This window comes from Saccharopolyspora indica, assembly GCF_027853965.1.
Classification (GTDB): domain Bacteria; phylum Actinomycetota; class Actinomycetes; order Mycobacteriales; family Pseudonocardiaceae; genus Saccharopolyspora; species Saccharopolyspora indica.
Map to the genome: position 1 here is coordinate 254,018 of NZ_JAQGLB010000011.1, position 23,950 is coordinate 277,967.

General features: G+C 71.6%; 26 protein-coding genes. 7 read left to right on the forward strand and 19 right to left on the reverse strand.

Features of this window, described 5'->3' with window-relative positions; translation table 11 throughout:
- Positions 1-6 precede the first annotated feature (6 nt).
- The 4 genes from OU416_RS24235 to OU416_RS24250 all read right to left on the reverse strand — a co-directional run bounded on the left by OU416_RS24235 (position 7) and on the right by OU416_RS24250 (position 4,851).
- On the reverse strand, positions 7-978 hold the full coding sequence (locus OU416_RS24235) for an AAA family ATPase (RefSeq protein WP_334270936.1): 972 nt from the start codon (positions 976-978) through the stop codon (positions 7-9).
- On the reverse strand, positions 963-2,774 hold the full coding sequence (locus OU416_RS24240; RefSeq protein ID WP_270929321.1) for a fibronectin type III domain-containing protein: 1,812 nt from the start codon (positions 2,772-2,774) through the stop codon (positions 963-965). The genes OU416_RS24235 and OU416_RS24240 overlap by 16 nt, the downstream gene beginning before the upstream one ends.
- A 146-nt stretch (positions 2,775-2,920) precedes the next feature.
- Positions 2,921-4,168 (reverse strand): sensor histidine kinase, encoded by a 1,248-nt coding sequence (locus OU416_RS24245; protein WP_270929322.1) that lies wholly within the window; start codon positions 4,166-4,168, stop codon positions 2,921-2,923.
- Positions 4,165-4,851 (reverse strand): response regulator transcription factor, encoded by a 687-nt coding sequence (locus OU416_RS24250; protein ID WP_270929323.1) that lies wholly within the window; start codon positions 4,849-4,851, stop codon positions 4,165-4,167. Before OU416_RS24250 ends, OU416_RS24245 begins: the two co-directional genes overlap by 4 nt.
- A 75-nt stretch (positions 4,852-4,926) precedes the next feature.
- On the opposite strand from OU416_RS24250, the gene OU416_RS24255 reads away from it, so the two are divergent.
- The gene (locus OU416_RS24255; RefSeq protein WP_270929324.1) at positions 4,927-5,703 is read left to right on the forward strand and encodes an AfsR/SARP family transcriptional regulator; all 777 of its coding nucleotides are present in this window, start codon (positions 4,927-4,929) and stop codon (positions 5,701-5,703) included.
- Positions 5,704-5,732: 29 nt separating this feature from the next.
- Positions 5,733-6,395, forward strand: a complete 663-nt coding sequence (locus tag OU416_RS24260; RefSeq protein WP_270929325.1) for a response regulator transcription factor — start codon at positions 5,733-5,735, stop codon at positions 6,393-6,395.
- A gap of 200 nt (positions 6,396-6,595) precedes the next feature.
- Here the strand turns inward: OU416_RS24260 and OU416_RS24265 are convergent, their stop codons facing one another.
- From OU416_RS24265 to eccCa, 3 genes are read right to left on the reverse strand one after another with little or no spacing between them, the layout of a single operon-like run.
- A complete protein-coding gene (locus OU416_RS24265) occupies positions 6,596-7,873 on the reverse strand; it encodes a hypothetical protein (RefSeq protein ID WP_270929326.1) in 1,278 nt (425 codons plus the stop codon).
- A gap of 1 nt (position 7,874) precedes the next feature.
- Positions 7,875-8,177 carry a hypothetical protein gene (locus OU416_RS24270; RefSeq protein ID WP_270929327.1) on the reverse strand — a complete coding sequence of 101 codons (303 nt, stop codon included), beginning with the start codon at positions 8,175-8,177 and terminating at the stop codon, positions 7,875-7,877.
- A 26-nt stretch (positions 8,178-8,203) separates the two neighbouring features.
- Positions 8,204-12,157, reverse strand: a complete 3,954-nt coding sequence (eccCa, locus tag OU416_RS24275; RefSeq protein WP_270929328.1) for a type VII secretion protein EccCa — start codon at positions 12,155-12,157, stop codon at positions 8,204-8,206.
- Positions 12,158-12,331: 174 nt separating this feature from the next.
- On the opposite strand from eccCa, the gene OU416_RS24280 reads away from it, so the two are divergent.
- On the forward strand, positions 12,332-12,670 hold the full coding sequence (locus OU416_RS24280; protein WP_270929329.1) for a WXG100 family type VII secretion target: 339 nt from the start codon (positions 12,332-12,334) through the stop codon (positions 12,668-12,670).
- Positions 12,671-12,698: 28 nt separating this feature from the next.
- Positions 12,699-12,995, forward strand: coding sequence for a WXG100 family type VII secretion target (locus tag OU416_RS24285; RefSeq protein ID WP_270929330.1), 297 nt, complete (start codon positions 12,699-12,701; stop codon positions 12,993-12,995).
- 70 nt (positions 12,996-13,065) lie between these two features.
- Here the strand turns inward: OU416_RS24285 and OU416_RS24290 are convergent, their stop codons facing one another.
- From OU416_RS24290 to OU416_RS24335, 10 genes are all read right to left on the reverse strand, one after another.
- The gene (locus OU416_RS24290; protein ID WP_270929331.1) at positions 13,066-13,443 is read right to left on the reverse strand and encodes an SCO4402 family protein; all 378 of its coding nucleotides are present in this window, start codon (positions 13,441-13,443) and stop codon (positions 13,066-13,068) included.
- Positions 13,440-14,342: a WXG100-like domain-containing protein gene (locus tag OU416_RS24295; protein ID WP_270929332.1), complete on the reverse strand. Its 903-nt coding sequence runs from the start codon at positions 14,340-14,342 to the stop codon at positions 13,440-13,442. The genes OU416_RS24290 and OU416_RS24295 overlap by 4 nt, the downstream gene beginning before the upstream one ends.
- Positions 14,343-14,350: 8 nt before the next feature.
- Complete coding sequence (locus OU416_RS24300) at positions 14,351-14,677, reverse strand: hypothetical protein (protein WP_270929333.1); 327 nt, start codon at positions 14,675-14,677, stop codon at positions 14,351-14,353.
- Positions 14,674-14,976: a YbaB/EbfC family nucleoid-associated protein gene (locus OU416_RS24305; protein ID WP_270929334.1), complete on the reverse strand. Its 303-nt coding sequence runs from the start codon at positions 14,974-14,976 to the stop codon at positions 14,674-14,676. The genes OU416_RS24300 and OU416_RS24305 overlap by 4 nt, the downstream gene beginning before the upstream one ends.
- A 15-nt stretch (positions 14,977-14,991) precedes the next feature.
- Entirely contained in the window at positions 14,992-15,324 is a 333-nt protein-coding gene (locus OU416_RS24310) for a YbaB/EbfC family nucleoid-associated protein (RefSeq protein ID WP_270929335.1), read from the reverse strand.
- A gap of 76 nt (positions 15,325-15,400) precedes the next feature.
- Positions 15,401-16,696: a type VII secretion-associated serine protease mycosin gene (gene mycP, locus OU416_RS24315; protein ID WP_270929336.1), complete on the reverse strand. Its 1,296-nt coding sequence runs from the start codon at positions 16,694-16,696 to the stop codon at positions 15,401-15,403.
- Positions 16,693-17,331, reverse strand: coding sequence for a hypothetical protein (locus tag OU416_RS24320; protein ID WP_270929337.1), 639 nt, complete (start codon positions 17,329-17,331; stop codon positions 16,693-16,695). Before OU416_RS24320 ends, mycP begins: the two co-directional genes overlap by 4 nt.
- A 5-nt stretch (positions 17,332-17,336) precedes the next feature.
- Complete coding sequence (locus OU416_RS24325) at positions 17,337-18,350, reverse strand: WXG100-like domain-containing protein (protein WP_270929338.1); 1,014 nt, start codon at positions 18,348-18,350, stop codon at positions 17,337-17,339.
- Positions 18,351-18,356: 6 nt separating this feature from the next.
- Complete coding sequence (locus OU416_RS24330; protein ID WP_270929339.1) at positions 18,357-18,662, reverse strand: hypothetical protein; 306 nt, start codon at positions 18,660-18,662, stop codon at positions 18,357-18,359.
- Positions 18,659-19,039: a YbaB/EbfC family nucleoid-associated protein gene (locus OU416_RS24335; RefSeq protein WP_270929340.1), complete on the reverse strand. Its 381-nt coding sequence runs from the start codon at positions 19,037-19,039 to the stop codon at positions 18,659-18,661. The genes OU416_RS24330 and OU416_RS24335 overlap by 4 nt, the downstream gene beginning before the upstream one ends.
- A 179-nt stretch (positions 19,040-19,218) precedes the next feature.
- On the opposite strand from OU416_RS24335, the gene OU416_RS24340 reads away from it, so the two are divergent.
- Positions 19,219-20,313: a type VII secretion protein EccE gene (locus tag OU416_RS24340; RefSeq protein ID WP_270929341.1), complete on the forward strand. Its 1,095-nt coding sequence runs from the start codon at positions 19,219-19,221 to the stop codon at positions 20,311-20,313.
- Positions 20,310-20,978: a helix-turn-helix transcriptional regulator gene (locus OU416_RS24345; RefSeq protein WP_270929342.1), complete on the forward strand. Its 669-nt coding sequence runs from the start codon at positions 20,310-20,312 to the stop codon at positions 20,976-20,978. The genes OU416_RS24340 and OU416_RS24345 overlap by 4 nt, the downstream gene beginning before the upstream one ends.
- Positions 20,979-20,990: 12 nt before the next feature.
- Here the strand turns inward: OU416_RS24345 and OU416_RS24350 are convergent, their stop codons facing one another.
- Complete coding sequence (locus tag OU416_RS24350; protein ID WP_270929343.1) at positions 20,991-21,680, reverse strand: type 1 glutamine amidotransferase domain-containing protein; 690 nt, start codon at positions 21,678-21,680, stop codon at positions 20,991-20,993.
- 223 nt (positions 21,681-21,903) lie between these two features.
- Here OU416_RS24350 and OU416_RS24355 point away from each other — a divergent pair, with 223 nt between their 5' ends.
- Entirely contained in the window at positions 21,904-23,334 is a 1,431-nt protein-coding gene (locus OU416_RS24355) for an AbgT family transporter (RefSeq protein WP_270929344.1), read from the forward strand.
- 118 nt (positions 23,335-23,452) lie between these two features.
- On the opposite strand, the gene OU416_RS24360 is transcribed toward OU416_RS24355, so the two are convergent.
- Positions 23,453-23,905 (reverse strand): MaoC family dehydratase, encoded by a 453-nt coding sequence (locus tag OU416_RS24360; RefSeq protein ID WP_270929354.1) that lies wholly within the window; start codon positions 23,903-23,905, stop codon positions 23,453-23,455.
- Between the last annotated feature and the right edge of the window lie 45 nt (positions 23,906-23,950).

Consider the following 23,950-nt stretch of genomic DNA (forward strand, 5'->3'; position numbering starts at 1 on the left):
ACCCGCTCACCGGCCGGCCGCGTTGGTGGCCGGTGCCGGGGTGGCCGCGAGGACTTCGGCGATGACCTCCCCGGTGCTGCGCTGGTTCAGCTCGGCATCGGCGGTGAGGACGATCCGGTGCGCGAGCACCGGCACCGCGACGTCCTTGATGTCGTCCGGCGTGACGAACCCGCGGCCGTCCATGGCGGCCAGGGCTTGTGCGGTGCGGACCAGCGCGATGCTGCCGCGCGGGCTCGCGCCGAAGCGCGCGGCGGCGTGCTCGCGCGTCGCCGCGGCGATCCGGACCGCGTACTCGACCACTGCCGGGTCCACATGAGACCTCCGCACCTGCTCGATCGCCTGGCGCAGATCGCCGATGTCGACCACCGCGGGCAGCTCGTCGGGATTCACCCCGGCGCACTCGCTCATCACCACCAGCACCTCGGCGGCGAGATCCGGGTAGCCGACCGACAACCGCATCAGGAACCGGTCCAGCTGCGCCTCGGGGAGCCGGTAGGTGCCCTCCATCTCGATCGGGTTCTGCGTCGCCACCACGAGGAACGGCCTCGGCACCTCGTGCGCGACCGCGTCGACGGTGACCCGGCGCTCCGACATCACCTCGAGCAGCGCCGACTGCGTCTTCGGCGTGCCGCGGTTGATCTCGTCGGCCACCACCAGGTTCGCGAACACCCCACCGGGGTGGAAGCCGAACTCCTCGTCCTTCTGGTGGAAGACGTTGACGCCGGTGATGTCGCCGGGCAGCAGGTCGGGCGTGAACTGGATGCGGCTCCACCGCCCGCCGATGCTGCGCGCCAGGCAGCGCGCGAGCGTGGTCTTGCCGACTCCCGGCACGTCCTCGACCAGCAGGTGCCCCTCGGCGAGCAGCGCGGCCACCGCGAGCCGCACCAGCTCGGGCTTGCCGCGGACGACGTGCTGGACGTTGCCGACGATCAGCGCCGCGATCTCGCCGGTGCGCGCGTGGCTCACCCTGACTCCCATGTGTAGCGGGCGGATTCGTACCGCTCCCCGTTCGGCCCCTCCACCACGATCCAGACCTGCGCGCCGACCTTCCCGAAGTGGAACGCCTGGAAGCTGTAGGCCCCGTCGTCGTCGGTGGTGTAGGTGCCGCCGTCGTTGTCGTAGTTCGCCGTGGACTCCGGCCTGATGCGGTACTTCGTGCTGGGCTCGAAGCCGGTCAGCTTCACCCGCATCTTGCCGCACTCCGGTGCCTTGCAGGTGTCGTTGTAGGACTCCGTCTCGCCCCTGGTCACCGTGACCACCGGCCTGCGGGGCATGGTCACCCGGGTGGTGGCGGGCGTGCCGCGGCCCGCGCGGTTCTCCGCCACGACGGTGACGGTGTAGGTGGCACCGGAAGCGAGTCCATTGAGGACTGCCGAGTTGCCCGCGGTGCTGGAGCCGCCGCCGGGTCCGGTGGGCGAGGACCACGACACGTGGTAGGTGGTCACCGCGGCACCGTTGGGCGGCGCCGCGCCCCACGTGACGCGCGCGGTGCTGCCCTGCGGGGTCGCGGCCAGGCCCGGTGGCATGCCGGGCGGGCTCGCCGGAACGGGATTGCGCTGCGGGTTCCGCTCGGGCGTGGACGTGCGCTCCTCGGCCAGCACGCTGGTGTCGTTCCCCGGCGGCTCGGGCTCCCGCGTGATCACCGGGGGCGGCGGGGACAGGTGCCTGCCGGGTTCCCCGTCGGCGGGGTCCTGGCCGACGACCGGCACGCGGTCGACAGTCCCGTCGCCGTCGACGACGAGCACCTGCTGGCCGTCGGCTCCGTCGACGTACACGCGCTCGTCCTCGCCCCGGAACAGCCGGGGTTCGACCGTCCCGGCCGGGATCGGCGTCTCCGCGTGCTGCCTGCCGTCGCCGCTGTAGGTCAGCAGGGCGCCGCGCGCTTCGTCGAGCAGCACCACGGAACCGTCGCTGGCCGTCGGAGCGGCGTACTCGCCGTCGGGGAGCGCCTTCGTCACCGGCGGCTCGGCCGGCCTGCCGTCCAGCCCGGCGGCGTCCAGCAGGTGCAGCCGCCGGCCACCCGGGTCCAGGACCGCCACCCGCCCGGCCGCGTCGGCGGGCGCGACCCGCGCTTCGCCCGGCACGTCGAGCCCGATGCCGACCGGATCGCCCAGCCCTTCCGGGGACAGGCGGCGCAGCACGTCGCTGGTGGTGTCGACGAACGCGGCCACACCGCCGACGGTGGTCAGAGCCCCGGTGTGCCCCGACGGCGCGGCCGCGGGGCAGGAGATCCGGTCGGCGTCCTTCGGCAGCAGGCACAGCACCCCGGTGCTGACGCGGTGCAGCCACAGCGTTCCGTCCGGCGTGGCAACGGGTTCGCCGAGCACGTCGCCCGCGGCGATGGTCTTGGCCCGCTCGCCGAGCCGCACGACCTTGCCCGCCTCCCGGTACACCAGGTACGGGCCGCCCGCGGCCTCGACCGCGACCGGACGCTCGCCGGTCGGCGGGGTGATGGTGCTCTCGACCCGCAGGCTCGACTTGCCGAACTCGACGATGCGCGAGTCGCCGACCACGTAGCCGCTCGTCGGGCCCTGCACGACCTGGCTGCCCGGCTCGATGCCCGCCACCCCGGCCTGCGCGTCGACGGTCTTGGCGATGCCGTCGACGTGGAAGACCTGCCCGGTGGCCGGCTGGGCCACCCAGTGCCCGTCCTGCAGGAAGTCCAGCCCCGTCGTGGGGCGGGTTCCCGCGGACACGGCGGCGACCACTCCCGCAGCGCAAGCGATGACGACCAGCACCAGCGGGACACGCCGCCGCCACCCGGTTCCGACCATGCGCCGAGAATAGGGGACCAGGTACACGCGCGGTCCACGCTTTCGTCAACCGGCCGGGAAGTTCGCTGGAACGCCTCCTGCGCTGGTCCTTTCGCGCACGGCGCGCGAAAGGTCCGGCACCAGCAGCGGTTCCTCCGGCGCGGACCTCACTCGCTCGCCGGGAAGGCGAGCTCGAAGATCGCGCCGCCCTCGGCCGCGTTGTAGACCCGCAGCACGCCGCCGTGGGACAACGCCACCCAGCGCACGATGGACAGGCCCAGCCCGCTCGACCCGCCGGTGCTGGCGAAGCGGTCGAACTTCTCCTCGGCCACGGCGGGATCGATGCCCGGACCGTGGTCGGCCACGATGATCCGGCCGCCGGCGACGGTGATGTGCACGATCGCCTCCGCGCCCGGCTGGCGACCGTACCGCAGCGCGTTGTCCAGCAGATTTCCCACCGCGCGCTGGACCAGCGCCGGGTCGGCGACCACCGTGGTGGGCGCTTTCGTCAACGTCACCTGAGCGCCGCCGGTCGGGGTCTCCTCGACCACCGAGGCGACCAGTTCGTCCAGCGAAACCGGCTGGACCGCGAGCGCTTGCACGCCCGCCGCGAGGCGTGCGCGCATGAGCAGGTCGTTGATGATGTCGCCCATCCGCGCGGAGAGCTGCACGGTGCGCGGCAGCAGATCCGCGGTCTTGTCCGGGTGGCGCAGTGCGGTCTCGGCGAGCGAGCGCAGCCCCGCCACCGGACTGCGCAGGTCGTGCGCGGTTTCGGCGAGCAGCGTCTCGTGCTGCTCCATCGCCGCCGTCGCCGGCCGGATCGCCCGCCCGGCCAGCACGTAGCCCGCCCCCGCCACCGCCGCGATCAGCAGCGCGCACCCGCCGACGACGAGGAGCACGAACTCGGTGCGGGCCTCCTGCTCGGGCTCGGCGTCGCTGACCGCGACGACCGCGGCGATCCACCGGCCGTTGTCGTCGCGGAAGGGCTCCGCGCCGAAGCGGAGGCTCCTGCCGTCGGTGCTGCGCGTGTAGCCCGCCAGCCACGCCTTGCGCTTGATCGCTTCATCGGCGAGCTGCTGGTAGGTCTCGGCCGCGACCGGCACGCAGGACCGCTTGCTGAGGTAGGGCTCGAACCGCACGCCGCTGGCCGGCATCACCGCGAACTGCGGGCACTGCGTGTCGAGCGGGTCCTGCGCGACGTAGGCGGTGATGAGCACGTCGCCGTGCTGGAGCAGGCGCAGCACCGGAACCGCGACCAGCCGCAGCTCGGCGTCCATCCGGTCGTCGCGCTGATCCCGGTCCGCGACGAGCAGGAGCGTCGCCAGCAGGAGCAGCCCGGCGGCGTTGAGCGCCGTGAACAGCGCGGTGAGCAACCTGCGGAGTCTGCGCAGCCGGTCGGCCGCCGGGCGGTTCACCTCGCCAGCCGGTAGCCGACACCGCGCACGGCGTGGATGAGCTCCGGCTCGCCGAGCTTGCGCCGCAGCCGCTTGACCGCGACGTCGACCACGTTCGACAGCGGATCGGTGCTGGCGTCCCAGCAGTGCTCGATGAGCTTCGCCCTGGACATCGCCTGCTCCGGTTCGGCCAGCAGCATTTCGAGCACCGCGAACTCCTTGTCGCTCAAGGTGAGGAGCGCTCCGCCGCGGTGCACCTGCTTCCGCGCGCAGTCCATCTCCAGGTCGGCGTACCGCAGCACCGCGGGCCGGCCCGCCCCGGCGCGCCTGCACAGCACGAGCACCCGCGCGGTCATCTCGGCCATGGCGAACGGTTTGACGAGGTAGTCGTCGCCGCCGTGCTCGAAGCCCGCGACCCGGTCGGTGAGCGTGTCGCGGGCGGTGAGGAACAGGACGGGCACCGACCAGCCCGCCTTCCTGCGCAGGTGCACGAAGTCGACGGAGTCCTCGTCGCCCAGCATCCGGTCGAACACCGCGCATTCGAACGAGCCCGCCGACAGCGCCCGCTCGGCCGCGGCGAGCGAGGACACGCCCGTCACGGCGAGATCGTTGGCGGTGAGCTCCACGGTCACCGACAGGCGCATGTTCTCGTCGTCCTCGACGACCAGCACCCGGGGCTGCGCGCTGTTGTTCGCCGCTGTCATCGAATCCTCATGTCCGCACCGCGAGAGTGGGCACCGGACGACCGCTGCCGATGATGTTCAGGAGGTGTGCGCACGATGCTCTTCCATGTGCTGGGGCCGCTGGCGGTGCGTGGCCGGAACGGGGGCGTGATGCGCCTCGGCACCAGCAAACCCGCCGTGGTGCTGGCCACTCTGCTGCTGCAGCCTAACGCGTGGGTCGGCGTGGATCAGCTGATCGCGCGGACTTGGCCGGAAGCGGCCGTCCCGCCTTCCGCGGTGGCCAACGTCAAGACCTACGTGTGGCGGCTGCGCGGGATGCTGCCCACCGCCCGGATCGAGACCGGGCCGGGTTCCTACCGGCTCCGCGTCGCTGCGGGTGAGCTCGACACCGACCGCGCCGCTGACCTCGCCGCGGAGGCGGAGCGGTTTCTGGCGCGCGGCGACGCCACCGCGGCGGCCACGACCGCGGCGCGAGCGCTCGACTTGTGGCGGGGCCGCCCGTTCGACGGGCTGCACCTCCCCGGCGACTGGGCCGCCGAGCTCGACGAGCTGCACCGGGACCTGCGGCAGACCCTGGCCGAGGCGCGACTCGCGCTCGGCGACGCGCGGCGCGCGGTCGGCTCGCTGCGCGAGCTCACCGCTGAGGACCCGTTCCGCGAGGAGTCGTGGGCCGCGCTGATCGGCGCGCTGCACGTGCTCGGCAGGCGCGCGGAAGCGCTCGCCAACTACCGCGAGATCCGGAAGATCCTCGCCGACGAGCTCGGAGTGCCTCCGGGGCCCGCGCTGACCGAGGTGGGCGATCGGGTGCTCGGTCCCCGTGGCGCCCCGGACCTGTTCCGCGCTCGGGCGGCGTTGGCGGTAGTGGCCACGTAGCGCGGCCCGGAGGGCTACTGTCGGACCTCGTGCGCGTGCTGGTCACCGAGGACGACGAGAACATGCGCGTCAGCGTCGAGATCTCGATGCGCGGCGCGGGTTTCGCCGTCGACGTCGCCGCGGATCTGCCCGAGGCCGACGAGGCGCTGAGCGTCAACTCCTACGACTGCGCGGTGTTCGACCGGATCCTGCCCGCAGGCGACGCGCTGCGGTACGTGGAGCGGCTGCGCCGGTCCGGCTGGTCGGTTCCGGTGCTGTTCCTGACCGGTCAGAGCGGTGTCGGGGACCGGGTGGCGGGCTTGGCGTGGGGGGACGACTACCTGGTCAAGCCGTTCGCGATGGCGGAGCTGGTCGTGCGGGTGCGCAGCCTCTGCCGGCGCGGGGGTCCCGCGCCCACCCCGGTGCTGCGCTGGCAGGACGTCGAACTCGACACCGGCAGGCACGAGGCCCGGCGCGGCGGCGTGCCGTTGACCTTGACCGGCAAGGAGTTCCGGATTCTCGAACGGCTGCTGGCCGCGGACGGCGAACCGGTGCCCCGGGCGGAGCTGATCGCCGCGGCGTGGGACGAGCTGGTGGAGCCGACGTCGAACGTGCTCGACGTGGCCGTGCGGCAGCTGCGCGGCAAGCTCGGCCCGCCACCGGTGCTGCACACCCTGCGCGGATTCGGCCACCAGCTGCGCCCACCGTCCTGATGCTTCGGCGCGCTGGAGGAGTTGCGCGATTTCAATGGAAATCAGACGTCGAATTTCCATTGAAATCGCGCGGAATCCTGACGCACCTTCGGCGTGTCGGGTGCCCGGCACGCCGAAGGCGCGCGCAACTTCCCTTGAAGTCGAAGACCTGATTCCCATTGAAATCGCGGACCACTGCGGGCTGAGCGGCCACCGCGCGCTCAGCGACCGGTGGTCCACTTCGGTTTCGGGCGCTCGCCGCGGATCTCGGCCGGTGCCCGGTCGACCTGCCACATCTCCTCGTCGAGCTGCACCGCGTCGTCGGCCACCGGCTCCCGGCGCGCGGGCCGGGACAGCGGGGCGAACGCGGCTCGGTCGGTGCGGTCGGCCCTGCCCCGCAGGGACGCCGGAAGACCCGGCGTCGACGTGGGTTTGGCGCCCCGGCCGGTGGCCGTCGGCTTCGCCGCACCAGGACCCGGACGTCCGGTCGAGCCGCCCGCGCCGATACCGCCCATCATCGGCGACATCGGCGGAACCGCACCGATACCGCCCCGGGGTGCGCCGTGCGACGGCGTGGCCTGACCGGGGGATGCGGGCGGCTTCTGGCTGGTGGCCGCCGCTTCGGTCGAGACCGGGGCCGCCGCCTGGGGGATGGATCGCAGTCCGCCGCCGAGCCGGACGCCGGGAACACCGCCGCCGGTCCGGCCTCCGAGCAGGCCGACCGGTGGGACGAGCGGCGCGACGGACTGACCCGTCGGCGCGACCGCTGGTGGCGGCAGCGAAGGAAGTGCGGTCTGCGGCGGCGTCGAGGTCCCCATGCCCTGCAGCGTCGGGTCGCCCGCCAGATCCGGCGGGAGCTCTCCGGCGCTGGCGCTGGCGCCCGGACCCGAGGCCGACGCGGCCGAAGCCGCACTCGGGCCGGTGCCACCGCCAGCCGACGCCGACGCCGATTGCCCGCCGGCAGGCGGACTTCCGGTGGCCCCGCCCGTTCCGGAAGCTCCGCCGCCGGAGGAACCTCCCGGCCCGCTCCACGGGCGCCCCGGTGCGCCGGCCAGCGTCCCGGTCGCCCGCTGGAAGTCCGCGGCCAGTGCGTTGAGCAGCGCGCCGCCCGCCTTCTGGAGTTCGAGGAGAAGTTGGACCAGTTGGACCGCGGTCGCGGCTTGGAGCTGGGCCTTCAACTCCTTGAAGGCTGCGTCGGTTTCGGTGATCTTCCCCGCGAGGCCGGTGAGATCGGCGACGACGCCGTCGATCTTCTGCGTCCACGAGTCGATGTCGGCGCAGCTCTGGCGCCCACGCGCCTGGCAGGACCGGCCGGCTTGGTCCTGCCAGGCTTCCTCCAGGGGTCTGAGGTTCTGCTGCAGGGAGGTGGCGGACTTCGTCAGCTCCGCCTTCGCCGCCCGCCACATCTCGGCCGAGCTGGTGGCGAGCCGCGCCAGCGGCGCGGTTCTCTCCATCAGCGCCAGCTGGGTCTCGAACGGAACGCTCGTGTAGTTCGCCATGTCAGCTCTCTCCCAGGAACATCGGGATCTCCTGCTGGGCCTGCGAGACCGCATCGGCCCCGGCCCCGTCTCCGCGGAGGTAGTCCGTCGCGGAGCTCTGGACGATGTCGGTGTAGGCGGTGAAACCGCTCTGCACGTCGGTGACGAACTTCGCCAGTTCCTCCGCCGCAGCGCGTTCGGCCGCGGCGAACTCGTCGCCTTCGGGCATCCCGCCGCTGGCGGAAGCACCGCTGGCGCCGGTCACCGGACCGGGCGGGATCGGGTTGAACTTCTGCATCACATCGGTCGCGCCGTGGACGCTCATTCTCATCCTCCGTTCGGGTGGAGCGGTCATTCGCCGGGTGCCAGCCAGGCCAGTTGCAGGAGTTGCGGGGACTCGCGCCGGTTGATCAGCAGGCCTCGCCCGGCGGGCAGCTTCTCGGGCTTGCGGCCGCCGAGCAGCGGGCCCTCGTCCTTGTCGCCGGAGAGCATCAGACCGGGCGAGCCGACATCGCGCAGCCGCGCCACGAACGGCTCGAACAGCGCGCGGCCGGCACCGCCGGTCCGCCGCGTCAGCACCACGTGCAGCCCGATGTCGCGCCCCTGCGCCAGGTACTCCAGCAGCGGCAGGAAGGGGTTCTCCATCGACGTGGCGACCAGGTCGTAGTCGTCGACGAGGACGTAGAGCTCGGGGCCGGACCACCAGCTGCGGTCGCGGAGCTGTTCTGGCGTGATGTCGGGCCCCGGCAGCCGCTCGGCCATGGCCCTGGCGGACTCGGCGATCAGCCGCGTCGTGGTGGTGCGGTCGGTTCCGTAGCCGAGGAGGTGCTCCGAGCCGACCTCGCCGAGCAGACCCCGGCGGTGGTCGACCAGGATCACCCGCGCCTCGCTCGGCGAGTGGCTCTGCGCGATCCGGCGCGCGAGCACCCGCAGGAACGAGGTCTTGCCCGAATCGGCATCGCCGAGCAGCAGGAAGTGGGCGTCGGTGGTGAAGTCGAGCGCAACGGGCGCGAGGTCCTGTTCGGCGATGCCGATGGTGATGCGGTGCGCGCCCGCTTCGTCGCGCGCGGGCAGGGCTTCGTGGGGCAGCCGGGCGGGCAGCAACCGCACGCTCGGCGCCGGTTCTCCCCGCCACGCCTCGCCGATCGCGCTCACCGCCGCTGATGTCCCGGCCGGGAGGTCGTCGGTGCTGCTCCGGCCGTCGATGCGCGGCAGCGCCATCAGCAGCTGGTGCCCCGTCGTCGTGATCCCGCGGCCCGGGGCGTTCTCCGGCACTTGCAGCGCGCTCACCCGGTCCACCGCGGTGTCGACCGGATCGCCGAGGCGGAGCTCGATCCGGCTGCCGAACAGGTCCCGGACGTTCGGGCGGAGGTCGAACCCCCGCGCGCACGAGACGATCAGGTGGACGCCGTAGGAGAGCCCTCGCGCGGCGATGGCGCCGACCGCGTCCTCCAGGTCCTCGAACTCCTTGCGCAGCGTCAGCCACCCGTCCACGACCAGGAACACGTCACCGTGCTGGTCGTCGGTGATCGTGCCGTCGGCGCGCTGCGCCCGGTAGGCGGTCATGCCGTCGATGTCGTGCTCGGCGAAGCGGCGCTCCCGCTCGGCCAGCACCGCGGCGACCTCGGCCACGGTTCGACGCACCGCGCCGGGGTTGTGCCGTCCGGCGACGCCGCCGACGTGCGGCAGGTCGCGGATCGAGCCGAGCGCGCCGCCGCCGAAGTCGAGGCAGTAGAACTGGACTTCCCGCGGGGTGTGGGTGAGCGCGAGGCTGGTGACGACCGTGCGCAGCGCGGTGCTCTTGCCGGTGCGCGGCGCGCCCATCACGAGCAGGTGCCCGGCCGCCGCGGACAGGTCGAGCACCAGGGGATCGCGGCGCTGGTCCAGCGGCCGGTCGACCACCCCGGCCACCGCGCACAGCGACCCCGCCGGGTCCGCGACGGTGCGCCCGCGGGCCGGGTCGACGGCGAGGAGCTGGTCCAGCGCGGGCGATTCCGCCAGCGGCGGCAGCCACACCTGGTGCGCCGGGGTGCCCCGGCCGGCGAGCCGGTCCACCAGGACGTCCAGCAGGGTCTCACCGACCGCGTCGTCGGGGTCCTCGTCGGCTTCGGCCGGTTCGGGATCGTCCTGGTTCTGCGGCGCGACGTAGGCGGTCGAGTACTCCTGCAGGCCGATCGGCTCCGCCGCGCTGATGCGGCCCGGCCGCACGTCGTCACCCTGGTGCACCCCGGAGACGTAGGCCGACCGGAACCGGACCATCGGCTCGTCGCCGTACCGCATGAACCCGTGGCCCGGCGCCCGGGGCAGGGTGAACGCGTCGCTGGCGCCGAGCACCGCCCGGCTGTCCATGTCGGAGAAGGTGCGCAGCGCGATCCGGTAGGAGAGGTTCGCGTCCAGGCCGCGCAGCCTGCCCTCCTCGAGGCGCTGGCTGGCCAGCAGCAGGTGCACGCCGAGCGAACGCCCCACCCGTCCCATCTGCACGAACATGTCGATGAAGTCGGGACGGGCGGACAGCAGCTCGCTGAACTCGTCGCAGATCACCAGCAGGGTCGGCACCTCGGCCAGCGGCGCCCCGGAGGCCCGGGCCTTGTCGTAGTCGCGCAGCGAGGCGAAGTTGCCCGCCGCGCGCAGCAGTTCCTGCCTGCGGACCAGCTCGCCGTTGAGCGCGTCGGTCATCCTGTCCACCAGCGGCAGCTCATCGGCCAGGTTGGTGATCACCGCGCTGGTGTGCGGCAGCCGGTCCAGCCGGGTGAAGGTCGCACCGCCCTTGAAGTCGATCAGCGCGAAGTTGAGCGCGTTCGGCGGGTGCGTGATGGCCAGCGAGAGCACCAGCGTGCGCAGCAGCTCGCTCTTGCCGGAACCGGTCGCGCCGATGAGCAGGCCGTGCGGGCCCATGCCGTCCTGAGCGGATTCCTTGAGGTCGAGCTCGACCGGGGTGCCGTCGGGCCGGATGCCGAACGGGATCCGCAGCCGGTCCCGGCTGGGCCGTTGCACCCAGGTGTCCTCGGGGTCGAACGTGAACGGGTCGCCGATGTCGAGCAGTTCGGCGAGGCCGAGATCGGTGTTGAGCTGCTCACCGCCGGAACCACCGGCCGTGAGCCGCAGCGGCGCCAGCTGCCGGGCCAGCGATTCCGCCGCGACCACGGGCAGTTCGTCGGCCCGGCCCAGCTCCGTCGCGCCGTCGGCGGTCTCGCTGGAGAGCGTGCCATCGGCTTCGACGGTCAGCACGAGAGTGGTTCGCTCCACCGTCCGCGGCGGCACGGTGGTCAGGTCGATCACGGTGACGCCTTCGACCCCGCTGCCGGTCATCAGGTGGTCGGCACCGGCGAAGGAGCCGCCGTCGAGCACCACCACCAGGTGCGGGCCGGACACCGCGGACGCCGCCTGCGGGTCGAACCTCGGCCGGTCCGCCAGCACGTCGTCCAGCATCGCCTCGCACGTGGTGATCGCCGGGGCGACCAGCCGCAGCGGTCCGAGCGCATCGTTCTTCTCCGGGTGCAGCGCGTGCGGAAGCCACTTCAGCCACTCCCACTCCGCGAGCCGGTCGGCGCCGGTGCACGCCGCGATCCGCAGGTCGTCCGGTGAGTGCAGGGTCGCCAGCTGGGCGAGCACGGCCCGCACCAGGCCCACCGAGCGCGCGCGGTCGCCGTCCACGTGAATCCGGCTGAACCCGTCGACGGCCAGCGCCAGCGGCAGGTCGTCGATCGCGGAGAAGGTGGTGATGAACCGGCGCAAGGCCAAGGCGGACAACGGTTCCAGCTGCTCCAGCGGTTTGGTGTCCGGCGGGACCAGCGCCGTGGCGAGGCTCTGCCTGCCCAGTCCGATCCGGACCGCGCCGAAGTCCGCGTCCGACCGGCGGCGCTCCCACAGCCGGTAGCTCGCGGCCACCGACCACAGCGCGTTCGGATCGGGATGCAGGTACCACAGCGCGGTCCGCTGGCGGCGCGCCGTCCGCGCCACCCGCAGCCGGTGCTGGGCCAGACCGCGCAGGTAGTGCCGCCGGGCGATGGCCATCTCGCGCCTGCTCGGCCCGCCGCCGTTGACGAACGCCAGGACGACCATGCCGAGCATGGCCACCCCGAACAGGCCGAAGGTCACGTAGCGCAGCGGACCGGCGCCGCCGGAACCGCTGAAGACCAGCACCATCCCGGCCATCATGGCGATCATCGGCAGCATCATCAGCGCCTGCGTCCACTGCCTGCCCGAGGCCACCGGGATCTCGGGCGGCGCCTCCAGCACGAGCTCCCCGGACGGCATCTCCGGAGCGGGCCTGCGCAACGGCCTGCGCACCACGACAGTCGCCACCGTCCTGACCTCCTTCTGCCGATTCGCGGACACCGATCATGGCGGCGCGGCAACGGGTTCGGACGGTGCTGGCAGGAAGGTGTCGGCCACCCCGCCGCAGGAGTCGCCCGCCTTAGCTTCGGGAGGCGCGCACCGCTGGAAGGTGCGTGCACGCCAAGCGGAGAGGAGCAAGGCATGCCCACCGGCGACCAGCTTCACGGCGTGACCGAGACCCTGCAGCGAGCAGCGCAGATGGCCGGCACCGTGTCGGACGACATCCAGGCCCACCGCGCTGCGCTGCGGCCGATCGTGGACGCGCTCAAGGGGCAGTGGGAGGGGACGGCGCGACCGGCGTTCGACAACGCCCACGCGCAGTGGGAGGCCGGGATCGTCCGGCTCGTCGCGGCGCTGACCAACCTCGGCGAGAACACCCGGTTCTCCTCCAACGCCTACGACCAGGCCGACCAGACCAGCGCATCCGGGCTGAACTCGGTGCAGAGCGCCGCCCCGTTCGGCGGGGCGCTCCAGGCCTGATCCGCATCACCTGAAAGGAGATTCTTCGATGCTCATCAAGGGAAACTTCGGCCAGCTCGACGACCTCGCGGCCCAGATCATGAACACCGTCGGCAAGGTCCAGCAGGAGATGGACACCTGGCAGACCACCTCCGGCGCCACCTCCAGCGACTGGCTCGACGGCGCGGGCGGCCAGTTCACCGAGGTCAGCCAGGCCTGGAACCAGGTCTCCACGGCACAGCAGCAGATGCTGGAAGCCCTGCGCGGCGGAGTGGTCAAGGCCAACGGCGAACTCCAGCAAGCACTCGCCTCGGCCACGGCCCGGGTCGGCAGCGTGACCATCTGAGCCCGCACCAGAACGGCCCCTGCGCATCGGTCTTCGCGCAGGGGCCGTCTTGATGTGCGGTTCGGACAGGTCATGAACCCGCGTGTTCTCGCATCACGTCGCGCACCGCGGTCGCCCGATCCACAATTCCGGACCAACGACGATCTGCCAGGAACTCCTCGTCCGAAGCGTCCCCCAGATCGTCGAGGAGCTCATCCAGTGCGGCGCCCAGGCGCCGAAGAGGTTCGACTTCGTCCGGGTGCAGGACTGACCCGATCGCGTTCTCGGGCGCTGGCAGCACGAGGGTGTCGTCGTAGAGAAGATTCACGTTGAGCGTGAAGTCCTCGTAGTACCCGGGATGTGGGTAGTCCTTTTCAATCCAGATCCTCTGCTGGTGCTCGACGTCGGCGAGGGATTCGATCGCGTCGAGGACCTGGGCGCGCATCTCGGGAAACTCGATGTGTGTCATGGTGCGTTCCATCCCCACCATTGCTTCCACTCGCTGAGCGGAATATGGGCTTGTTCGGCATTTTCCTTGATCGAGCCGCTGATCGGCCTGCCGTCTCGGCCGATCACTTGGCCGTTGTGGCGGACGACCACGTGATCAACCCGTTGGCTGGGAGAGGGACTGTTCGGGTCTCCCTTGTCGATCCGAATGCCGTTGCCTTGGTTGTGCGGGTCGCTCCAGCGATGGCCGATTCCCTTCCTGTTGTCCGAACCGCGGCCCCATTCGCCGGGGATCTTGTCCCGCACGCCGTCCTGTTCCCAAGGACGTGGCTCTCTGGAGCCTCGCAATCCTCGGTTCGTCCTGGGGTCAACGGCCGCGTCCGGCGTGTCGGTGACCGGGTCGTAGCGAGGGGTGAAGACCGTGCGGGGCGGTTGTGGCACCCCTTGCCCGCGGGCGGCGATCCGTTCGGCCATCTGGCGGAGGAACAGGTTGATGGAGGCGGCGATCTCGGCGACCATCTGGCGCCTGCCGTCGGTGTCGCCGAAGAGGCCGAAAAGGCCGTTCATGTTGGTGTAGGTCTGATCGTTGGCCGCGATGAGCTTGCGGATCTCGGTCTTGGTGTGGCCGACGTCGTAGCCGTACTCCTGGGCCAACCAGCCGAGGTGGGTCATCTCCGCGCCGTTGTCCCAGACCAGGTTTCGCAGTGCGGTGATCTTGTCGCGGAACCGTTGCCCGTTGCCGTCGCGCCAGCCGTTGAGCAGGTGGGGGTCCGGAGGTTTCGCGCCCGCCCTCTCGAACGTCGAGCCCGCTCTCCCCCAGGCGCGGGCGAGGTCTTGCATGATGAGTTCGTCGGTCGCCGGCCACTCGGTGAGCGGTCTGACGTCGTTCCACAGGGCCGAGTCCGGTTCGGGAATCGCCATGCCCGGTCCTAGTTCAGCTCGAGGAACGGGATCGCGCTGTTGCCGTCGCCGCGGCGGTAGATCTCGACGCTGTCGTGGCCGGCTGCCACGAGTTCGCCGTACTGGCCCTGCCGTCGGTCGGCGTCCGGGCGCAGCCGCTGTGCGCGCGGTGCGTAGCCGGGGCGGAACGCCTGGTTGAGGGTGTCCGGTGGGCCGAAGTGGCTTTCCCCGTTCTTGATCGCCGAGGTCGCTGCGAGCCATGCCGCGTCGACCTCGGAGCGCTCCTCGGACAGGGCGTCGAGTGCCGGTCGGACGAGACTCTCGTCGAAGTGGATATCCGGTGACGGTGCACTCATGATCGTGGTCTCCCTTCGGGCAACGCGTGTTGCAGGTCAGCTGCGATCTGGGCGCGCACCTGGTCGATCGCCTCCCGCACGGTGGCCGTGATCTCGGTGGCGAGGCGGGTGGAATCGGAAACCCGGTAGATGCGCGGATCCAGCCGCAGGTCGAGCAGCTGGCCGCGGCCGCCGACGGTCGCGGTGATCAGGCCGGCCTCGGAATCAGCGGTGGCTGCCGCAGTTCGGACCTGATCGCGCAGGCTCAGCAGTCTCCGGCGCCACGCCCGAACGTCCAGCCCGGCACCGATGACGGGCAACGAGTCCTCCACTGCTCACCTCGATCCCAGGCGTCGGTCGAGCTCGTGGAGCGCAGGCCCGAAGAGCAGGTCGGCCTCGTCGGGGTTGGTTCCCGGAGGCAGCCGACCGGCTATGACTTCGAAAGCCGCGCGGGCGGCGGACTTCTCAGCGGCGCGCACGGCGGTCAGGATGTTCGCCGCCAGCGTCGCGGCATCCCGGCTGCGGTGGTGGCGCGGGTCCAGGTACAGCTCGCGCAGGTCGCCGAACGCGCCGACAGTGGCCTCGACCAGGCCGTCGGGTGATTCCGCAGTTGCCGCGATGTCGGCGACTTCTCGCTGCACGCGGTCGCTCGATTTGCTCGCTGTCATGCCCTACAGGGTGAAAGACGTTCAGCTGCAACGGTGTTGAGTTGTCCGCTAACGGTCACGGTGAGGCGCCGCGGCCTCAGCGCTGGGTCGGGCGTTCGGATGTCGGTGGTGGGAACAGGAACATCTGCTCCGGGGGTTCTTCCCGGGCCGGGACGGCCGGTGGGATCACTGTCCTCGTCGGACGCCACCGGCGGCGGTGTCCCCGCGCGGCGAGCCACGTCAGCGTCGAGACGGCCACGAGTGCGACGGCCACCGCTCCGAAGGCGAGCACGGCGGCGTTGCCCGCCTGCCGCCACCACCGGTGCTCCTGCTCGGCGGCGAGATCCGGCTGCGGTGTCGGGACGGCGGGCATGGCTTCCGGTGTGCCGGACAGGCCTTCGGTGACCGCGCGGTACGGGTCGACGACACCGGCGCCGTACTCGTGGCTGTCGCGGCCGCCTCGGGCGAGATCGGCCGTGGCCATCAGGCGCTGAGCCACCTGCGGGGCGGTCAGGTCCGGCCAGGCGGCGCGCACGAGCGCGGCCGCGCCGGACACGAACGGTGCCGCGAAGCTCGTGCCGTCCCAGTAGTCGTGCCCGCCGACCCGACCGGCCGCGAGCACGCTCTTGCCGGGCGCCACCAGATCGACGTACGGGCCGATCTGCGAGGCGCCGGTGCGGGCACCGGTGTTGTCGATCGAACCGACGCCGAGCACTCCGGGGTGCTCGGCGGGGTAGGAGGGGATGCTCGACGTTTCCTGCTGCCGGTTGCCCACTGCGGCCACGATCAGCGCATCCCGCTGCTGGGCGTAGGCGATCGCGTCGCGGATGGCGGGGAAGTCACGGTTCCCGGACAACGACAGGTTGATCACCTTCGCGCCCTGGTCCGCGGCATAGCGGATGCCCGCGGCGACCGTGTTCGGATCGATCGGGGTGGGCTCGCCGCTGTCGCTCTGCGGCCGGTCGGTCACCCGCACCGGCAGGATCCGGGCGCCGGGCGCGATCCCGCGGAAGCCGACCCCGTCGACCGGACCGCCGGCGATGATCGAGGCGACGGAGGTGCCGTGCGACACGCAGTCGTAGTTGCCGGGAAGGCTGCCGGTGAGGAAGAAGTCCCTCCCCGGCAGCACCTTTCCCGGAGCGTTCAGCTGCGGGTGATCGGCGTCCACACCGGAATCCACCACCGCGACGAGCACGCCCGCGCCGGTGCTGTGCGGCCAGACCCGTTCCGGAGCCAGGACCTGCTGCGCCCACGGACGCTCGGCGACCACCGGTCGGGCGGGGTCGGAACTGCTGCACGCACCGGCGGGCGGAGCGGCCGAAGCGCCGGGCGCGGCGAAGGCGAGCGCGACGACCGCGAGGACCGTGGCCGCGAGAGCATCGAGCCGCTTCATGGTGCGGTCCTGCTCCCCGCGGACTGACTTCCGGCTTCCCCGACGACCACCGGCTCCGGGAACGAAACCGTGCGGGCAACGGCCCTGAGCAGATCGACGTGATGCTCCCAGTCGTCGGTGTCCTCGGTGGACAGAGCCAGCGTGGCGATCCGCTTCCGGTCCGGGAAGGCGAGGAGGACCTGTGCGAGGCGCGCATGATTCGTCGAGCCGAGCGAGGTGTTCTCGACGATGAGCAGACCGGGACCGGCCGGGAACTCGTCCAAGGTGATCTCGCGCGGCTCGTCCAGTGCTGCCAGCTCGTCCGCGATCTCGTCGAACGGCCGATCCTGCGGCAGCGCCGCATCCTTGACCAGGACGCCGAACCGAGCAGCTGTCGGCCGGGAGGAATCGGCCTCGGAACGCGCGATGATGATGCCCACGTACACCGCGCCCTCCCGCACGAGGTTCGCCAACGTCCGCTCCTCCGCGGACACGATGTCCCAGCACTGCGCCGGAGTGAGGTCCGGTCGTGCCCGCAGCAGTGACTCGCAGGCTCGCGCCACCCGCTGCCGGGGCTCTTCGGCGAGCGGGATCCGGTAGGTCTGCTCTGGCACGCTGAACCGCAGTGCAGCGCGGTCGTTCGGCTCGGTGCGCACTGCTCTCACCGTCGCCGGAGCATTTCATCGAGCGAGGAGCGCGCTTCGGAGCTGGTGCCGTGCTTGAGCATGATCTCGCCTGCCTCGTTCTTGGTCTCGGTGACCGCGGGGTCGTCGACGAAGAAGTCGACCACGGTCGGTACCTGCGCTGTCAGGTTCACTCCGCCGCTCATCCAGTCCTTGGCGGTCGGGGTGCCCAGGGCGGCTTCCGTTATCTCGGTGTAGGTCCGGCCCATGTTCGCCGAGTCGCCGAAGGCCTCGACGAGCTTTCCGATCCCCTTCGCTCCGGGGAGCAGTCCCATGGCGTCGTTGCCGAGGGTGATCCAGGCGTTGGGGTCCTCCCACTTGCCGTTGGCGACCATGTCGACGCCGTGCAGGCCCATCGCCGCCGCCCCGGTGATGACCGAGATCGGGAGTGCGATCGGTGCGGCGGGAGGAAAGAGGGCCACGACCGACGCGACGGCGGAGATGACGCCCAGAACGTCGCCCGCCGTTTCCGCGTTATCGCTGCCAGGCTCTTTCGCGGCTGCGGGCGCGGGTGCGGGAACCGCGCCGCCTAGCGCGGCGGCCTTCGCCGCGATCATCGCGCCCAGCTGACCGGCGAGATCTGCAGCCAGCTTCGCCTGTGCTCCAGGGCCACCCGGCATCAGGGCGAGCTGGCGGTAGAGGGGCAGATGCTGTGCGATGCTCTGCGTGATGATCGTCTTGGCGTCGAGGAGTTCCTGCGCGTACCTGTCCGCCGAGCCGGCCAGTCCCGTCGCTCCCAGGCTGATCTTCTGCAGCGCCTGCGCGCCGCTGGTCAGCTTGGAACCGAAAGCGGACCCTGCCAGGTCCTGCCAGGACGCCGCCACCGCCTGGCAAGACGCTTCGACCTGCCCGGCGGCCTGTGTCGCGGCCTCGCCCGCAGTGCGCCAGGCACGCCCGAGCTCGCCGACGAGGGCCTCGTCATCCGGCGGCCAAGGATTCGAGATCGCCTTCACCGCGGCATAAAGCTCGTTGGCCGGTTCGGGAAGCCCCATGAGGCGCTACCTCCCCAGTCCAGCGGCCGCGTTGGCATCCGCCGCCTGGTAGTGGGCCGTGGAACTCCGGCCGGCCTCGACGGCCTGCCCGATCCCGCGCGAGACGTTGGCAGCTGCGTCGGTCAACTGCTGCGCAGCGGGCCGGTAGCCGGTCAGGAACGCTTGCCCCATCGGACCGAGCCCCAGTCCCGCGGCCGCCCCCTCGACGGCCGAACGGGCGCCCGACCAGGCGCCGTCGAAGCCGGTGCCTGCCGCCGCCAGGCCGTCCACCGCCGCTGTCGTGGCCTCGACGTCCATGTCGACGAAGCTCATCGGTCTTCTCCCCTCGCCCGGGACAGGCGATCGAGCTCGTGCAGCGCGGGATCGAAGTCCAGGTCGGTGCCGGCTCGGGTGGCGCCGCGGGGGAGCAGGGCGGCGGAAGCCTCGAACGCTCTGCACTGGGCGGCCTCGCGGGCGTCGCGGTAGACGTGGAGGACTTCCGCGGCCAGCGCCGAGGAATCCGGCTGCCGGAAGATCCGCGGGTCCAGCCGCAGGTCGACCAGTTCGCCGCGGGCGTCGACGGTCGCGGCGATCAGTCCGTCATCGGACTCCGACGTCTCGCTGATCCCGGCGATCTCGCGCTGCACCGCGCGGACCTGCTCGGCCATGCGCTCGTAGTCGACCACCATCGCCGCATCTGCCCTCGCCACTCGGGCCTCCTCGTGCCTGCACCACTCCGTCGGACGAAGTTTTGCCGCACCTGCCCGGGTTCCGGGCCGACGTGACCGTTTCCGGCCACACCCGCGCCGCGTGTCATCGAATCCTCATGCAGCGGGTGATGGCATGTGCTGCGTGGGCCGGAAGGGGCCACGACGACGGGAGGCACATCGTGGGCAGTCGCACGCATCCGCCAGCTGCTCCGGCGGCGGGCCGGATGCGGCCGGGACCGGTCGGCCCAGTGGCCGGGAACCAGCCGAGGCGGAAGCGGTGGAAGCCCGGCACCGGGCAGCTCCTGTGCTGGCAGTTCGCGCTCTTGATCGTGGCGCTGTCGTTGCGGCAGCCCTGGCCGGTGGTGGCGGCCGCGGTGGCCGTGGCCGCCGGGCTGGTGACCGCGTCCGCCGTGCGGCTCCGCGGCCGCTGGCTGTACGAGCTGATCCTGCTGGGCTGCCGGTTCCTGCTGCGCACCCGGCGGCACGATCTCCCGGAGCGCAGCGGTACCGCGTACGCGCTGCTCGGTGCGCTGCTGCCGGGTTCGACCACCCGGACGGTGGAGACCGGGCAGGGACCGGTCATGGCGATCAGCCACGACCAAGGGCTCACCGCCATCATCCGGCCGCGGACGCTCACCCCGGCGCAGCTCTCGTCCTTTCCCTCGCCCGCGGAGCTGCTGTCCGGCGACGTCCAGGAGTTCGGCGTCCAGATCGTGTTCCACGCCGGTGCGCAGCCGGGCACTCCGATCCGGCTGTGGCTCGCCGTGCACGCCCCGCGCACGGTCGGCACGGCCACCGACGAGGAACTGGCCCTGGCGCTGCGCAACAGGCTGCGCCGGATCCGCCGGGCGCTGCAGCGGGCGGGCGTGGTCGCCGATCCGCTGCCGGAGGACCTGGCGCTGGCCGAGCTCACCGGGCTCGCCCACGTCACCGGCGGCCGCACGGCGATCCGCGAGGACTGGCGCGCCTGGCGCACCGGACCGGTTTCGCAGGCGTGCTTCGCCATCGAACCCGCGGCCGATCTCCGGGTGCTGATCAACACGCTGCTCGGACGTCCCAGCGGCCTCGCGGTCACCGTGACCCTCTCCGCGCCGCCCGGGGCCGCCACCGGTCTGCTCCTCCGGCTCGCGGCGGCCACCGGGCCGGCGCTCGAAGCCGCCGCCGACCGGCTCACCAACGTGCTTTCCCGCAACGGTTTCCACCTCACGCGACTGGACGGAACTCACTCCTCCGGGGTGGCCGCGTCGCTTCCGATCGGAGGTTTCCCGCGATGACAACCGCTTTCCCGACCGACCGCCGCCCCCGCCCGGCTCGCGGCATCGACCCGCTGCTGGCCGCGGCGAGGTCCGAGGTGCTGCTGATGAGCACGCAGACCGTGATGGCCCCGAGCCCGCTCGGCGTGCTTCGCCGGGTGAACTTCGAGAACCTGCGCCGGGGCGTGCGCTACCGCGTCCTGGTGCCCGATCCCGTCCGAACCGCACCGGTGCTGGCCCTGCACCTGGCCAAGCTGGCCCGCGCCGGAGCCGACGTCCGGACGGTGCCCGAGGTCTCCGCCAACGCCCTGTTCGTCGATCGGGCGACGGCGGTGTTCCCGGCCGGGCACGCCGATTCCGGCCCGGCGGCCGATCTCGCGATGATCCGCCTCCCCGACGTGGTCGCCACCTCGATCGAGCTCTTCGAGCTGAGGTGGTCGGCGGCAGTGCCGCTGCTCCCGTCCGACCTGCCGGACACGGCCGAGCTGGAGTTCAGGGAACGGCGGCTGCTGTCGCTGCTCTCGCTGGGCTACACGGACGCGGCCGCGGCGGACGAACTGGACATCTCGGTGCGCACGGTCCGGCGCATGGTCTCGGGCATCATGAACCGGCTGGGCGCCCGGAGCCGGTTCATGGCCGGTGCCAAGGCAGCGGAACGCGGCTGGCTGCTGGGCGAGGCGGCCTGACGTCCCGCCGGCTCAGGCCAGCTTCGCGACCACGGCCTCCGCGACGGCCTTGGCGCTGCCCGGGTTCTGGCCGGTGATCAGGGTGCCGTCCTCGACGACGTGGGTTTCGAACGGCATGGCGGCGGTGGAGTAGTGCGCGCCGCGCTCGACCAGCTCGTCCTGCAGGCTGTAGGGCACGACCTGGTCGCGCCCGGCCAGTTCCTCCTCCGGCCAGGAGAACCCGGTGACGTTGCGGCCGCTGACCAGGTGTTCGCCGTTGCCGAGCTTGGCGCTGAGCAGCCCGCACGCTCCGTGGCAGACCGAGGAGACGACCTTGCCGGACTCGTGGAACTCGCGGAGCAGCCCGGCCAGCCGCTCGCTGCGCGGGAAGTCGAACATCACCCCGTGCCCGCCGGTGAGGTAGATGGCGTCGTGGTCGGCGGCGTCCACCTCGGCCACGGAGGCGGTGTCGCGCAGCAGGTCCATGAAATCGCGGTCGGCGTAGCGCCGGTCGGTGCCGAGTTCGGCGAGCACGTCGTGGCTCAGGCTCTCCGGGTCGAGCGGGACGTACCCGCCGTCGATGCCTGCGATGGTGCAGCTGTGGCCTGCGCGTTCGGCGACGTCGTAGAAGTGGGTCAGCTCGCCGAGCCACAGGCCGGTGCGGAACCCGGCCTGCTCGTACTCGCCGACGTTGGTCACGACGATCAGGATTCGCTTGGTCATGATCGGCTCTCCTCGCGGTCGTCCCGGCACACCACTGTCCCGTGCCGCGAGACTCCGCGCAGCGATGTGAACGATCGTCATCTCTTGCTGTGGCTTCAGTGCCGAGCGAAATCAATCCGAAGGCGATTCGGGTCCGCCAGGACCAGTTCGCCGTGGAGGGTTGCGCCGCGCGTCCGCGCGTGGTCGGGAAGGTTCGCTACCGCTTGCCCGCCACGTTCCACCGTTGTGCCGACCCCAGCCCAACCGCACCTCAGGGGACCGTGATGCAACCCAGCCACAAGAAACCCCCGAAACGCAAGATCGCTCCCGAACGCAACCACCACTGAAAATCGCGGAGAGGCGGGACAGGAACTTCATCGGGTTCCCGCCGCTGGAAACGGTCGTCACGATCATGCTCGCGGTGGGCCTCGCCGAGCGCACCGGGCTGCTCACCGCGCTGATCCGGGTCGCCTTCGGCGGGGCGCCGCGCTGGGTGCTGCCCTACGCGGTCGGGCTGGTGGGCATCGCGGCCAGCGTGATGGCGGACTCCTCGATGATCATCGTCCCGCCGCTGGCCGCGCTGGTGTTCAAGGCCGCCGGGCGGCACCCGGTGGCCGGGCTGCTGGGCGGGTTCGCCGCGGTGGGCGCGGGCTACTCGACCTCGCCGCTGGTGACCAGCCTGGACGCGCTGTTCGCCGGGATCAGCAACAAGGTCGCCGAAACCCTGCCGGATCCGGGCGCGGTGGTCACGCCGGTGTCCAACTACTACTTCAACCTGACGTCCTCGATCGTGCTCGGCCTGCTCGCCGGGTTCCTGATCGACAAGGTCATCGAGCCGCGCCTGGTGCGCACCGGCGTACCGCGCGAGGAGTCCGAGGCGGCTCCGTCGGTCAAGGCCGAGCTGGAACCGGCTGAGCGCCGCGGGCTGGTCCGCGCCGGGATCGCGTTCCTGATCACCGCCGCCGCGGTGCTGCTGCTGCTGGTGGTGTGGCCGGATTCGCCGCTGCGCAACGAGGCGGGCGGCTTCCTGCCGAAGTCGCCGCTGCTGGACTCGGTGACCACGCTGATCTTCCTGGGCTTCGTAGTGCCCGCGATCGTCCACGGCGCGGTGGTCGGCGTGCTGCGGCGGGCCGCCGACGTGCCGAAGCTGATGGCCGAGGCGATCCGGGAACTGGCCGGGTTCCTGGTGCTGGCGTTCATGCTCGGCCAGTTCATCGCGCTGTTCAACTGGACGAACCTCGGTGCGTGGGTGGCGGTTTCGGGCGCCGAGCTGCTGCGCGCGATCGGCCTGGACGGCTATCCGGCGTTCCTCGGGTTCATGGTGCTCGCCTCGGTGCTGAACCTGTTCATCATCTCCGGGTCGAGCCTGTGGACCCTGATGGCGTCGGTGTTCGTCCCGATGTTCGTGCTGCTCGGCTTCGAACCGGGCTTCGCGCAGGCGGCGTTCCGGGTGGGCGACTCGGCGACCCAGATCATGACGCCGCTGAACCCGTACATGATTATCATCCTGGGCTACCTGCGCCGCTACGAACCCTCGGCGGGCATGGGCACCCTGGTGGCCCGCATGACGCCGTTCGTGATCCCGTTCTGGCTGATCTGGGCCCTGATCCTCACGATCTTCTACTTCGCCGACCTCCCCCTCGGCCCCGGCACGGGCATCCGCATCACCCCGTGACGGAAGAGCCGAAAGCCACCCCTCACCCCGATGTCGATCGAGTGGCACCACCTGACCGGGTGAGCGGTGAAGGGCACCTTTTAGCAAGTAACTTGCTAAAAGGTGCCCTTCACCGGGGTCAGAAGACGACGCGGGTGAGGCCTTCGGCGACGCAGGCCGGTTTGGGGGCGCCTTCGATCTCGATGGTGGATTTGATCGTGAGCTGGACGCCGCCCTGGACCTCGGTGACGTCGGCCAGTTCCGCGACGGAGCGGATGCGGGCGCCGACCGGCACCGGGCTGGGGAAGCGGACCTTGTTCAGGCCGTAGTTGATCCCCATCTTCGCGCCCTCGAACCGGTAGTTCTGGGAGTTCAGCTTCGACAGCAGGCTCAGGGTGAGGAACCCGTGCGCGATGGGCGCGCCGAACGGTCCCTGCTCGGCCCGCGCCACGTCGACGTGGATCCACTGGTGGTCCAGGGTGGCGTCGGCGAACTGGTTCACCTGCTCCTGGGTGATGGTCAGCCACTCGCTGGTGCCGAGCGGTTCGCCCTTGGCGGCGACGATCTCTTCCTTGCTCGTGAACACGCGCACTGCGCGAACCTCCTGGGGGCTGGGGTCGTGGGGGGCGCCCCGGGG

Excerpts from the sequence above, each read along its gene's own strand:
- OU416_RS24265 (WP_270929326.1), bottom strand. The coding sequence starts at position 7,873 with ATGGCGAACTACACGAGCGTTCCGTTCGAGACCCAGCTGGCGCTGATG.
- OU416_RS24255 (WP_270929324.1), top strand. The coding sequence starts at position 4,927 with ATGCTCTTCCATGTGCTGGGGCCGCTGGCGGTGCGTGGCCGGAACGGG.
- OU416_RS24350 (WP_270929343.1), bottom strand. The coding sequence starts at position 21,680 with ATGACCAAGCGAATCCTGATCGTCGTGACCAACGTCGGCGAGTACGAG.
- OU416_RS24240 (WP_270929321.1), bottom strand. The coding sequence starts at position 2,774 with ATGGTCGGAACCGGGTGGCGGCGGCGTGTCCCGCTGGTGCTGGTCGTC.
- OU416_RS24235 (WP_334270936.1), bottom strand. The coding sequence starts at position 978 with ATGGGAGTCAGGGTGAGCCACGCGCGCACCGGCGAGATCGCGGCGCTG.
- OU416_RS24325 (WP_270929338.1), bottom strand. The coding sequence starts at position 18,350 with ATGGGGCTTCCCGAACCGGCCAACGAGCTTTATGCCGCGGTGAAGGCG.
- mycP (WP_270929336.1), bottom strand. The coding sequence starts at position 16,696 with ATGAAGCGGCTCGATGCTCTCGCGGCCACGGTCCTCGCGGTCGTCGCG.
- OU416_RS24280 (WP_270929329.1), top strand. The coding sequence starts at position 12,332 with ATGCCCACCGGCGACCAGCTTCACGGCGTGACCGAGACCCTGCAGCGA.
- OU416_RS24295 (WP_270929332.1), bottom strand. The coding sequence starts at position 14,342 with ATGGCGATTCCCGAACCGGACTCGGCCCTGTGGAACGACGTCAGACCG.
- OU416_RS24330 (WP_270929339.1), bottom strand. The coding sequence starts at position 18,662 with ATGAGCTTCGTCGACATGGACGTCGAGGCCACGACAGCGGCGGTGGAC.
- OU416_RS24300 (WP_270929333.1), bottom strand. The coding sequence starts at position 14,677 with ATGAGTGCACCGTCACCGGATATCCACTTCGACGAGAGTCTCGTCCGA.
- OU416_RS24310 (WP_270929335.1), bottom strand. The coding sequence starts at position 15,324 with ATGACAGCGAGCAAATCGAGCGACCGCGTGCAGCGAGAAGTCGCCGAC.
- OU416_RS24285 (WP_270929330.1), top strand. The coding sequence starts at position 12,699 with ATGCTCATCAAGGGAAACTTCGGCCAGCTCGACGACCTCGCGGCCCAG.
- OU416_RS24250 (WP_270929323.1), bottom strand. The coding sequence starts at position 4,851 with ATGACAGCGGCGAACAACAGCGCGCAGCCCCGGGTGCTGGTCGTCGAG.
- OU416_RS24345 (WP_270929342.1), top strand. The coding sequence starts at position 20,310 with ATGACAACCGCTTTCCCGACCGACCGCCGCCCCCGCCCGGCTCGCGGC.
- OU416_RS24290 (WP_270929331.1), bottom strand. The coding sequence starts at position 13,443 with ATGACACACATCGAGTTTCCCGAGATGCGCGCCCAGGTCCTCGACGCG.
- OU416_RS24270 (WP_270929327.1), bottom strand. The coding sequence starts at position 8,177 with ATGAGCGTCCACGGCGCGACCGATGTGATGCAGAAGTTCAACCCGATC.